Below are 11,324 nucleotides of genomic sequence, written 5' to 3'. Positions count from 1 at the left end.
TTTCCCGTCCGTCCAGCGGTTCGACCGCCCCTCGGGTCCGCGTCTCAGCCGACGGACGAGGTTTCACCGGGGTTTCCCGGAGCCGCTAGGCTCCCGTCGTGGCTGAGATCCGGATTCCTGCTGACATCAAGCCCGCCGACGGTCGTTTCGGTGCGGGTCCCTCCAAGGTGCGGACACAGGCGCTGGACGCGCTGGCCGCGACCGGCACGTCCCTGATGGGCACCTCCCACCGCCAGGCCCCGGTGAAGAACCTGGTCGGCGAGGTGCGCGAGGGCGTCCGTGAGCTGTTCCGGCTCCCCGACGGCTACGAGGTCGTCCTCGGCAACGGCGGCTCCACCGCGTTCTGGGACGTCGCGACCCACGGCCTGATCGAGAACAGGTCGCAGCACCTCACCTTCGGCGAGTTCAGCTCCAAGTTCGCCAAGGCGGCCAAGCTCGCCCCGTGGCTCGCCGAGCCGACCGTCGTCGCCGCCGACCCGGGCACGCACCCCACGCCTGCCGCCGAGGCGGGTGTGGACGTCTACGCCTTCACGCACAACGAGACCTCCACCGGCGTCGCCATGCCGATCAAGCGGGTGCCCGGCGCCGACGAGGGCTCCCTGGTCCTCGTGGACGCGACGAGCGGCGCCGGCGGTCTTCCCGTGGACATCGCCGAGACGGACGTCTACTACTTCGCCCCGCAGAAGTCCTTCGCCTCCGACGGCGGCCTGTGGATCGGCGTCTTCTCCCCGGCCGCGATCGAGCGCGCCGAGCGCGTCCACGCGTCCGGCCGCCACGTCCCGGAGTTCTTCTCGCTGCCCACGGCGATCGACAACTCCCGCAAGAACCAGACGTACAACACCCCGGCGCTGGCCACCCTGTTCCTGCTGAACGAGCAGCTGAAGTGGCTCAACGGCCAGGGCGGCCTGGACTTCGCCACCGGCCGCACCAAGGACTCGTCGTCCCGCCTGTACGGCTGGGCCGAGGAGTCGAAGTTCGCGACCCCGTTCGTCACCGACCCGGCCAAGCGTTCCCAGGTGATCGGCACCATCGACTTCACGGACGAGATCGACGCCGCCGCGGTCGCCAAGGTGCTGCGCGCCAACGGCATCGTCGACACCGATCCGTACCGCAAGCTGGGCCGCAACCAGCTCCGCGTGGCGATGTTCCCGGCGGTCGACCCGGCGGACGTCGAGGCCCTGACGAAGTGCGTGGACCACGTCATCGGTCAGCTGTAGCCGTTCCCCGTACGACGACGCAGGGCGCCCGGTGGACTCCGCCGGGCGCCCTGCGTTTGTGCGATGCCTACGCGAACCGGCTCAGGAAGGCCTGCCGGCCCTCGCTGGAGACGGTAAGGAGGGGGGCGCCTTCACGCTGCTTGCTGTCGCGGACGGCTCGGCCGCCGGGGGCGGTGTCGGCGACCTCTGCACAGTTGCTCTCCGCCTGGGAGCAGGACGACGTACGCCCGTACTGGACGGCAGCGCTTGCACGGTGACGTTCTTCCGCTGTGCGATCTCCAGGATCGCCGCGAGTTGCTCCCGGTGAACCTCAGCGCGCACCAACGGACATGCGACGACTGACTCCCAGAGGACGGCGGAGTGGATTGCCCCACCCTCTTCGATCTTCGACTGCCGCGCCTCTCGCACCTTCAGCAACTGCGCAACCCGGTCCGGGGCGATGCAGTGGGGGCTTCCCGCGGTGATCTCCTCGGCATAGGCCGGGGTCCGCGAGAGCCCTGGGACGAGTACCGGCTGCCACTCGCGGACGAGGGAACGCACAGGACCTTGTCCGCCCGGTGTCGCACCACCTGAGCCAGTGCCGCATCAGGCAACGTCCGCCCTGTCGGCGATCCCACCCAGACGCCTTCGCCGCGCCGCGATCATGTGTCACCGGGGATGCCTGGCCGGAACCGCGTGGCACCCTCCGTGCGTGATCATCGAGTATGAAGCTGGATGACGAAGCGGGGCGCGTGGTCGTCCATCTGGCAATGGTCGGATGCCTGGGCAGTCTGGTAACCGCCCTCCACCTCCATGCCGTACCGACCGCGCTCTTCATCGGGAACGTCCCGGTCCTCATCGCCGTCTGCGTCGTCGGTGCGGTGCTGTCGGTGGCGTTGTTCGCGGGTACTGCAGCGCCTGTCCGCTTGTCCGCACCGCTCATTCGCGGGATGCGCGGGCGATGGGCGTGGGCGGCACGCGTGTACGCGCTCGGCACCGCAGGCGCGGGCGCACTGGTGGTGGTGCACTTCCACATCGACCGCCTGGACGGCTCCGCTCTGCTCTATCCACAGGGTGGCCTCTGTTACACGCTGGCAGCGGCCCTGGTCGTACCCCGGACGTGGACACGGGTGGCCGCCCTCGGGACAGCGGCCGTGCTCGCCTGGGCCGCTTGGGCGGCGGCGCAACCGCCGACACTCGACCAGTGGCTCACCGCGAACGGTGTCGACCGTGCCTTGCTACGCGTCGGGGAACCACCCGCCGGCTACGCCCTTCACGTTGTCGGCGCGAGCCAGGACGGCTTCGGCGCGGGATACGAGCACCCCGGAGCGGCGGAGCTGCACCTGACCGTGAAACACGTCGGCTTCGACACCCGGCGTCAGGACGCGCGAGGCTGCCCCGTTCCCCTCGGGGAGACGCTCCGTTGCACGGACGACGGCGGCGGCCGTCTGTTGCTGACGGACGAGGGAGACTACGGACGGGAGGAGCTGCGGCTGCACCGCGACGGCCTGGTCTACACCGTCACCGCGGCGGGAGACCGCGTCGATCTGGCCGCCGCGCGGCGCATCCTGTCGACGCTCAGACCCGCCACCGACGCCGAACTCGCCGCTCTGGTCACCTTGCCCATGCGGCGATAGGCGTTCGGGTGGCCGCGCTTCCGCGTGAGACAGCCGACGGGGCGAACGCTGCCTGATGCGGCACTGGACAGCAAGCCATCCAGCCACCGTGTGGACATGTGGCCGAAAGCTCCCCCTCCGTGAGGGCCGCTTTCCCCGTAGAGCCGGAAATCCGCAGGTGGAAGCACCAGCTGCCCCATACAGGCAGCGTATCGGCGACGGGCGAACCGTGACCTTTCCTGAAACTCCGACGCCCCCCGGCATCAGTCGTACGGCCTGCGTCGGCAGGAAACCCGGCACCGTGTACGGAACACTGTGCCGGGCCCTGATCAGACGTCGCTCACGTCGCCGTGCAGCTCACGCTCGGCACGCTCCCGCCGCCGGGTGTGCCCCCGAAGCCGAAGCTCGCCGACGCGCCCGCCGCGAGCGCCCCGTTGTGGCCGGCGTTGACGGCGGTGACCGTCGACCCGGACTGGGTGTGCGACGCGTTCCACATGTTGGTGACCTTCTGGGTCCCGCTCCAGGTCCACGTCACCTTCCAGGAAGTCAGCGGCACGGTACCGGTGTTGGTGACCTTCACCTCGGCGTTGAAGCCGCCGCCCCAGTCGCTGCTGACGGTGTAGGCGGCGGCGCACTCGGCCCCGTCACCGGGGTCACCCGGATCGCCGGGATCACCGGGATCGCCCGCCGCGAATCCCGGTGCCTTGATGTCCGCGAGGTACCCGTCCTTCACCGTGTCCACGGTCGTCCAGTCGTCCTTGAGGATCCCGCCGGTGTCACCGGAGTTGGGGTTCCAGGACCAGAAGGTCCAGTGGAAGCTGTCGGCCCCGTGCTCCGAGGTGGACCGCAGGTACGACACCAGCGCGGACAGCCACCGCTGGTCCACGCCCGACTGGAGTGTCGTGCCGAACTCGCCGAGCCAGACCGGGGCGATGTCCTGCTTGAAGACGTAGCCCCAGTACTTGTCCCAGATTCCCGGCATGTTGGCGGGGAAGGAGGGGTCGCTGAACCAGGGCTGCTGGGCCACGCTGGTGGCGTAGTCGTGGGCGGAGTAGACGAGCCGGTCCGGCACGTCCAGGCGGACCGGGTGCTCGGCGACGCCCATCAGGTTGCCGCCCCACCAGCCGTTGGCCCCGTTGTACGACTGCACGCCCTCGACGAAGACCAGCAGCTCGGGGTTGACGGACAGCACCGCGTTGCCGGCCCGCTCGGCCGCCAGCCGCCAGTCCCGCGCCGTGTCGCCGCAGCCCCAGCAGGCGGGATCGCGGGGCTCGTTGTGCAGGTCGATGCCGATGACGGTCGCATCGCCCTCATAACGGGCGGCGAGCGCCTTGAGGTTGGTGATCCACGTCGACTCGGGGACCGCGTCGGTGTACCAGAGCGCGGACTGCGCGGCCGCGTCGGGACGGTGCCGGTCGAGCACGATCTTCAGGCCCGCCTGCCCCGCGTGCGCCACGATCCGGTCCAGCACCTGGAGCGAGGTCAGGCCGCGCAGGTCGGTGTTGATGCCGTCGTGGCTGATGCTGTCGGGCAGGGTGCCCGGCTTGAGGATGTCGTCGCTGTAGGGGACGCGGACGGTGTTGTAGCCGAGGGACTTGATCTGGTCGAGCATGCCCTTGTAGTCGCGGGCCCACAGGCCGTGGGCCACGTGGACGTCGGTCTCGAAGCCGAACCAGTTGATGCCGGCGATCCGTACGGGCTGCCCGGACGCGTCCAGGATCCGACGTCCGTCGGTGTGCCAGTACCCTTCACCGGCCGCCGCCGCACGGGCCGTGCCGTCGCCCGGCTCCGCCGCACCGGCCGACTGCGCACCCGCCAGCGGTAACAGGAACGCCGCCACGGCCACGCACAGCGCTCTTCGCAAGCTGCGGAACATGTCGCTGCTTCCTCTCGGAGGGGCGGGCCCGGAACGAGTGGGAGCGCTCCCACTACCCCGCACCCTCCATGCAAGCCATGTCACATGAGCACGTCAAGAAGGCGGACGGCATTCGCCTCTCGAACACCGCCCGCCTCACGCCCGCCTCACGCCCGGGTCACGCCCGATCAGCCGCTCACCGGCTGAGCCGCTGGAACCTCCGTACCGCGAGCGGCAGGAAGATCGCCGTCAGGACGAGCGGCCACACCCCCGCCATCAGCAGCGCGTGCTGTTCGACCCAGGAGTCGCCTCCGCCGACCGGCGTACCGAACAGCTCACGCGTGGCCGCGGCCGTGGACGAGATGGGGTTCCAGGCGGCGATCCAGCCCAGCCAGTCGGGCATGAGCTGCGGGGCCACGAAGATGCTGGAGATCATCGTCAGCGGGAAGGCGACCGCGAACAGCCCGCCCGCCGCCTCCGGGTTGGGCACGAGCAGCCCGAGCCACACCCCGAGCCAGATGAGCGCGAACCGCAGCCACAGCAGCAGCCCGAACGCAGCGAGGAAGCCCCAACCGCCGTCCGGCCGCCAGCCCATGGCCAGCGCGGTGAGCACGAGGATGCCCAACTCGGCGCAGGCGACGACCAGATCGGTCACCCCACGCCCGGCCACCACCGCGGACGGCGCCATCGGCATCGAGCGGAACCGGTCGATCACGCCCTTGGTGGCGTCGTACACCACGATGGTCGCGGTGTTGATGAAGCCGAACGCCATCGTCATCACGAACATCCCGGGCATCAGGAAGTCCTTGTAGTCCCCGCCACCGGGCACCGTCATCGCGCTGCCGAAGACGTAGCCGTAGAGCAGCACCGACAGGATCGGGAAGCCCAGCTGCCAGGCGATGTTGACGGGTTGGCGCCGGTAATGGGTCAGGCCGCGGCGGACGATGTTCCAGCAGTCGGCGAGCGCCCAGTACGCGCGGCTGCGCGCGGCCGGGGCGGTGGCCGGATCGGCCAGGGGGCCGGCGCCCCGGCCGGTAGGCAGGCCGGTGGTCGGGTCGGCGGCGCTCATGCGGCGGCCTCCTTCGGCTGCGAAACGTCCGTGCGGTGGCCGGTGAGGCGCAGGAAGACGTCGTCGAGGCTGGGCCTGCGCAGCCCGATGTCCTCGACCCGCACTCCCTCGTCCTGGAGGGTGCGCGCCACCTCGGTCAGCGCGGCCACCCGGTCCGTCACCGGGGCGTGCACGCGCAACTCGCTCTCGTCCGACTCGGGTTCGCCGTCGGTGACCCGGGCGACCACCTTCACCGCCCGCGGGATGTCGGCCCGTTCGGCGACGACGACCTCGATGCGGTCGCCACCGACGAGGTTCTTCAGCCCGTCCGGGGTGTCGTCCGCGATGGCCCGCCCCTGGTCGATGACGGTGATGCGGGAGGCCAGTTTGTCGGCCTCCTCCAGGTACTGCGTGGTGAGCAGCACGGTCGTGCCGTCCGCGACCAACGCCCTCACGGAGTCCCAGACCTCGTTCCGGCTGCGGGGGTCGAGCCCCGTCGTCGGCTCGTCCAGGAAGAGCACGGCCGGCGCGAGGATCATGGAGGCGGCGAGGTCCAGCCGTCGCCGCATGCCTCCGCTGTAGCCGTCGACTCCCTTGTCGGCGGCGTCACTCAGGTCGAACCGCTCCAGCAGTTCGGTGGCCCGCGACCGGGCCCGCTTCCCGCCCAGATGGAACAACCGCCCGAACATCTCGAGGTTCTGCCGTCCGGTGAGCACCTCGTCCACGGCGGCGTACTGCCCCGTGAGCCCGATCCGCGCCCGCACCTCGCGCGCCCGCCGTCCGACGTCGAGACCGGCCACCGTGGCCCGCCCCCCGTCCAGCCGGACCAGCGTCGACAGGATGCGCACCGCGGTGGTCTTCCCGGCGCCGTTCGGCCCCAGCAGGCCGTGCACGGTGCCCGTACGGACGGCGAGGTCGAAGCCGTCGAGGGCGCGTTTCCCGCCGTACCGCTTGTCCAGCCCTTCGGCCCACACCGCGTAACCGTCATCCATGGGTCCCCCTTCCACTTAACTGGGTACACCGTACCCGATTACGCGTACGGTGTACCCAATTTTTTCGCGCGGATCTAAACTGCCTCCATGAAGAGCGGTGCGGGCGGTACGGAATCCAGTGGCAGCGGCGACATCAGCCGCACCCTCCACCTGCTGTGGGACACGGGCCGACGGCCCAGCCGAGGGCCGAAGCCGGGCCTGACCCTGGACCGCGTGGTGGAGGCCGCCGTCGAGGTCGCGGACCGGGAGGGACTCGGCGCGCTCTCCATGCGCCGGATCGCCACCGAGCTCGGCACCGGCACGATGTCCCTGTACCGCTACGTCCCCGGCAAGGCCGAGCTGCTCGACCTGATGCTGGACCGCGTACAGCGCCCGTCGGAGGAGCCCGCCGACTTCGGCGACGGCGACTGGCGCTCCACCCTGGAAGCCCTGGGCCACGCCACCCTCGCGCTGTACCGCCGCCATCCGTGGCTGCTGGAGGTCAACCAGTCCCGCCCGATCCTCGGCCCGAGCGCGCTCGACGGCATGGAGAAGGTACTCACGCGGATCAAGCCGATGAACCTGTCCGACCCCGAGCTGGTGTCGGCGATCGTCATGATCGACGGATATGTCGTCGGTGCCGCCCGCACCCAGCTGTACGAGGCGGAGGCCGAGCGCCGCTCGGGACTGACGGACACGCAGTTCTGGGAGGCACAGCGGCCGGCACTGGAGAAGGCCATGCTCAGCGGGCGCTACCCCGTCCTGGCCTCGCTCTCCGAGGACACCTTCGGCGCCGACTTCGACCACTTCGAGTTCGGACTGCAACGCATCCTGGACGGCCTGGAAGTGTTCGTGACCGCCCGCACCGCGAAGGGCGCCCCGTCGTCCGCCCCCGCAGCCGGGCCGGACCGATCAGCTCCGCCGGAACAGCCGGCGTAGCCCGAGCAGGACGGCCCCCACGACGATCACCCCGACCACCCCGGCCCCGAGCCCGTCCCCGCCGGCCCCGTCCTCCCCGTCCGCCGCCGGGCCTCCGCCCCCGGACGACTCACCGTCCACGCCACCGGTGCCGCCGCCGGGCACCTCCCGGGACTCGACCGGGCTCTGCTCGCCCTCGCTCCCGTACATCAGTCGGGAGCCGTCGGCGGAGTAGCTCACGGACTCGCCCTGCCCCGCGAGCGGCACGCTGAGCCGCCCCTTGCGCTCGATCTTCCCGTCCGCGGCGTCGTCCCAGGCGTACTGGATGCCGCCGAAGTACGACCGTACGGCGAGTTCCCGGCCGTCGGGCGAGAAGGCGGCGTCGGTGGCCCACAGGTCGACGGGGGCGATCGGCCGGAAGACGTTGCCGCCCGAGGCGGAGAGCTCGGCGGGCCCTTCGTACAGGTGCCCGCCCTCCTCCTTCTTGTCGACGAGGTAGACGCGCCCGGTCCTGGGGTGCACGGCGAGGGACTCGGCGTCGCGGGCCCCGTCGGAGTACGTGACGACGTACTGCGTGGCCCGCACGGTCTGGTCCCGCAGCTCCTTCGGCTCGGGCAGCTCGTAGATCCACACGTGGGGCCAGGTGCCGCCGAGGTTGTCGCCGATGTCCCCGACGAAGATCCGGTTGTCCGGCCCGATGGAGACGGCCTCGACGTCCCGGGGGCTGCCGACGCCGGTGAAGGTGATCCGGGCGACGGTCTCGCCGGTCGCGCTGTCGACGGCGTAGAGGTGGGCGCCGTCGTCGCTGTCGTTGTGGGTCCAGTAGACGCCCGGGTGGAGCCGGGAGGCGGCGAGGCCGCTGGACTCGGTGATCCGCGGGTCCTGGATCGTGAAGGAATCGTTCCCTGCACCCGCGTCGCCGCCGTCGGCTGCAGAGGCGGGTGCGGCACCCGCCCCGAGGAGGAGGGCCGCGGCGAGCAGTGCGAAGGATCGGCGCATGACCCAAGACTGCCACCACACCGCGCAGTTCACGGCGGGGGACCGAGCGGTTCACGGCGGGTGGCCGGACTCACATCGCGGTGGCGGGGCCGATCGTCCATGATGATCCGATGCTCAGGTTCATGCCCGTCGGCGACTCGATGACCATCGGGAGCGCGGGTGAACACACCTGGCGCTACCGCCTGTGGCAGCACCTGTGCGCGGAGTACGACGGCCCGTTCACCCTCGTCGGCCCGCGCGAGACGCTGCACGACCGGCAGACGGACGCCCCCACGTCGCACGCCTACGCCGACCCGGACTTCCCGCGCGGGCACCTGGCCGGCTGGGGCGAGGGCTGGCACCACATGGCACCGCTGATCGGCGAGGCCGTCCGCACCCTGCGCGCCGACGTCCTCCTGGTCTCCCTGGGCCTGATCGACCTCGGCTTCTACACGAACGCCGAACAGACCGCGGACAACGTCGTCTCCTTCGTCACCGAAGCACGGGCGGCCAACCGGCGCGTCCACCTGGTCCTGCTCCCGGTGATCCCCAACATCCGCGCGGAGGCCGACCCGGACTTCGCCGTCCAGGTCACCCGCTTCAACGAACTCCTGGCGAAGGCGGCCGCCGACCTCGACACCCCGGCCTCCCCCGTCCTCCTGGCCACCCTCCCGCCCTCGTACGACATCCACACCGACACGTACGACGGCACCCACCCCAACGCGAACGGCGAACACAAGATCGCGGAGGCCTTCGCGGAGGCGATGCACCAGGGCTGGGAGCTGGGCGGGCCCTACGAGACCCGGAGCCCCGAACGGGGCTTTGGGGAAACGGTAACCAGAGATATCAAGTGTCGATGATTTCGATATCCTCGCCCCGTTGAGCGCCGGCCCGTCCCGGAGGTCCACATGGCACGAACAGTCATCGGCATCGACGACGCCAAGCTGGCCGGAGCTGCCGAGATCTTCGGAACGAACACCAAGGTCGCCACCGTGAACGCGGCTCTCGAGGACGCCATCGAACGCCGGAAGCGGGCGTCGTTCCTGAACTGGCTTGCCGAAGGCGGGCTGCCCGGGCTCACGGGGCCCGTGGAGGAGACGACCGGCTCGCGGGGAGCCGCGTGACCGGCCACTACTTGATCGACAAGTCGGCCCTGGCCCGCGTTGTCCGAAGCCGACGGTCCGCGCCGTCGTCGACCCGTCGCACGACGCCGGACTGCCGGCGGTGTGCGGCGCGGTGGAACCCGAGGTCCTGCACAGTGCCCGGTCCAAGGCCGACGCCGAACGAATCCGCGACGAAATGCGCGGCTTCGAGTGGCTGCCGACTCCGGACGAAGCCTGGGACCGGGCACTCGACGTCCAGACGCTTCTCATCCAGAGGGGGAACTGGAAGGCCCTGTCGGTCTCCGACCTGATCATCGCAGCGACAGCCGAACGTCACGACGCCATTGTTCTGCACCATGACGGCGACTTCGACATGATCGCCTCGGTCACCGGACAGCCGACGGCCCGGGTCGTCCCCGCAGGCACGGCCGACCTCCCCCGCGACTGATCCCGCTCCCCCCGTCCCCGGCCCGCTTGCCTGGAGGGCACTCCAAGACGTTGGCTTGGGGTCATGAAGTACACGCAGCTGGGACGCACGGGACTCAAGGTCGGCCGGATCGTCCTCGGGACGATGAACTTCGGTCCGCAGACCGACGAGGCCGACAGCCACGCCATCATGGACGCGGCGCTCGACGCCGGGATCAACCTCTTCGACACGGCCAACGTCTACGGCTGGGGCGAGAACAAGGGCCGCACCGAGGAGATCATAGGCAACTGGTTCGCCAAGAGTGGCGGGCGGCGCGACAAGGTCGTGCTCGCCACCAAGGTGTACGGGAACATGGGCGCCGACGGCGAGGCGTGGCCCAACCACGACAAGCTGTCCGCCCTGAACATCCGGCGGGCCGTGGACGCCTCGCTGAAGCGGCTGCAGACCGACCACATCGACCTGTACCAGTTCCACCACATCGACCGCAGCACGTCGTTCGACGAGATCTGGCAGGCCGTCGACGTCCTGGTCCAGCAGGGGAAGGTCCTCTACGCCGGGTCGTCCAACTTCCCCGGCTACAAGATCGCCCAGGCGAACGAGACCGCGGCCCGGCGGGGCGGGACCATCGGCCTGGTCAGCGAGCAGTGCCTCTACAACCTCGCCGAGCGCCGCGCCGAGATGGAGGTCGTCCCGGCAGCGCAGGAGTACGGGCTCGGGGTCATCCCCTGGTCGCCGCTGCACGGCGGGCTGCTCGGCGGTGTGATCAAGAAGCAGGTCGAGGGCGGACGCCGTGCCTCCGGACGGGCCGCCGACACCCTCGCCGACCCGGCGGGCCGCGCCCGGATCCAGGCGTACGAGGACCTGCTCGACAAGCATGGCATCGAGCCCGGCGAGGCGGCCCTGGCCTGGCTGCTCACCCGGCCCGGGGTGACCGGCCCGATCGTCGGTCCGCGCACCGCCGAGCAGCTGGCGTCGGCGCTGCGGGCGGTGGAGCTGGAGCTGGGCGAGGAACTGCTGGCCTCGCTGGACGAGATCTTCCCCGGCCCGGGCCCGTCCCCGGAGGCCTTCGCCTGGTAGGACGGCAGTCGTAGCCAGGGTGGTGGCGTCGGCGCGAGGGCCGGCCCCAGCCACCGAGCGCCGACGCCAGCGCCCCCCCCAAGAACAACATGACGAGCGCACCGCCCCAGATACGGTTTCGGGTTTTTGGGTGCC

Annotated in this window: 11 protein-coding genes and 2 pseudogenes; 7 read left to right on the top strand and 6 right to left on the bottom strand. The window is 70.6% G+C overall.

The genetic code is table 11. The features are described from left to right. Nucleotides 1-98 precede the first annotated feature (98 nt). Entirely contained in the window at nt 99-1,217 is a 1,119-nt protein-coding gene (serC, locus tag ACFWVE_RS31185) for a phosphoserine transaminase (RefSeq protein WP_384021298.1), read from the top strand. Nucleotides 1,218-1,284: 67 nt separating this feature from the next. Here serC and ACFWVE_RS31180 read toward each other — a convergent pair. Both ACFWVE_RS31180 and ACFWVE_RS31175 read right to left on the bottom strand, forming a co-directional pair. Further along, nucleotides 1,285-1,383, bottom strand: a pseudogene (locus ACFWVE_RS31180) (DUF397 domain-containing protein); the annotation flags it as partial. Between the two features lie 107 nt (nt 1,384-1,490). Continuing rightward, a pseudogene (locus ACFWVE_RS31175) lies at nt 1,491-1,757 on the bottom strand (Scr1 family TA system antitoxin-like transcriptional regulator); the annotation flags it as partial. 164 nt (nt 1,758-1,921) lie between these two features. On the opposite strand from ACFWVE_RS31175, the gene ACFWVE_RS31170 reads away from it, so the two are divergent. Next, nucleotides 1,922-2,833, top strand: a complete 912-nt coding sequence (locus ACFWVE_RS31170) for a hypothetical protein (RefSeq protein WP_384021295.1) — start codon at nt 1,922-1,924, stop codon at nt 2,831-2,833. Between the two features lie 319 nt (nt 2,834-3,152). On the opposite strand, the gene ACFWVE_RS31165 is transcribed toward ACFWVE_RS31170, so the two are convergent. From ACFWVE_RS31165 to ACFWVE_RS31155, 3 genes are all read right to left on the bottom strand, one after another. Then, nucleotides 3,153-4,688: a cellulase family glycosylhydrolase gene (locus ACFWVE_RS31165; protein ID WP_384021292.1), complete on the bottom strand. Its 1,536-nt coding sequence runs from the start codon at nt 4,686-4,688 to the stop codon at nt 3,153-3,155. A gap of 175 nt (nt 4,689-4,863) precedes the next feature. Further along, entirely contained in the window at nt 4,864-5,736 is an 873-nt protein-coding gene (locus tag ACFWVE_RS31160; RefSeq protein ID WP_384021289.1) for an ABC transporter permease, read from the bottom strand. Then, nucleotides 5,733-6,707: an ATP-binding cassette domain-containing protein gene (locus ACFWVE_RS31155; RefSeq protein WP_384021286.1), complete on the bottom strand. Its 975-nt coding sequence runs from the start codon at nt 6,705-6,707 to the stop codon at nt 5,733-5,735. Before ACFWVE_RS31155 ends, ACFWVE_RS31160 begins: the two co-directional genes overlap by 4 nt. Before the next feature lie 87 nt (nt 6,708-6,794). Between ACFWVE_RS31155 and ACFWVE_RS31150 the strand changes: the two genes are divergently transcribed. Next, nucleotides 6,795-7,625, top strand: a complete 831-nt coding sequence (locus ACFWVE_RS31150; RefSeq protein WP_384021283.1) for a TetR/AcrR family transcriptional regulator — start codon at nt 6,795-6,797, stop codon at nt 7,623-7,625. Here ACFWVE_RS31150 and ACFWVE_RS31145 read toward each other — a convergent pair. Next, on the bottom strand, nt 7,599-8,603 hold the full coding sequence (locus ACFWVE_RS31145) for a WD40 repeat domain-containing protein (RefSeq protein ID WP_384021280.1): 1,005 nt from the start codon (nt 8,601-8,603) through the stop codon (nt 7,599-7,601). The genes ACFWVE_RS31150 and ACFWVE_RS31145 overlap by 27 nt on opposite strands. A gap of 110 nt (nt 8,604-8,713) precedes the next feature. On the opposite strand from ACFWVE_RS31145, the gene ACFWVE_RS31140 reads away from it, so the two are divergent. The 4 genes from ACFWVE_RS31140 to ACFWVE_RS31125 all read left to right on the top strand — a co-directional run bounded on the left by ACFWVE_RS31140 (nt 8,714) and on the right by ACFWVE_RS31125 (nt 11,189). Next, entirely contained in the window at nt 8,714-9,442 is a 729-nt protein-coding gene (locus ACFWVE_RS31140; protein WP_384021277.1) for a GDSL-type esterase/lipase family protein, read from the top strand. Between the two features lie 48 nt (nt 9,443-9,490). Beyond that, entirely contained in the window at nt 9,491-9,706 is a 216-nt protein-coding gene (locus ACFWVE_RS31135) for a type II toxin-antitoxin system VapB family antitoxin (RefSeq protein WP_384021274.1), read from the top strand. Between the two features lie 112 nt (nt 9,707-9,818). After that, entirely contained in the window at nt 9,819-10,133 is a 315-nt protein-coding gene (locus ACFWVE_RS31130) for a PIN domain-containing protein (RefSeq protein WP_384021271.1), read from the top strand. A 63-nt stretch (nt 10,134-10,196) separates the two neighbouring features. Next, nucleotides 10,197-11,189, top strand: a complete 993-nt coding sequence (locus ACFWVE_RS31125) for an aldo/keto reductase (protein ID WP_384021269.1) — start codon at nt 10,197-10,199, stop codon at nt 11,187-11,189. The last annotated feature ends 135 nt before the right edge of the window (nt 11,190-11,324 follow it).

The organism is Streptomyces sp. NPDC058632 (assembly GCF_042717095.1).
Lineage (GTDB): Bacteria > Actinomycetota > Actinomycetes > Streptomycetales > Streptomycetaceae > Streptomyces.
This window is presented reverse-complemented; position numbering and strand designations above follow the sequence as displayed.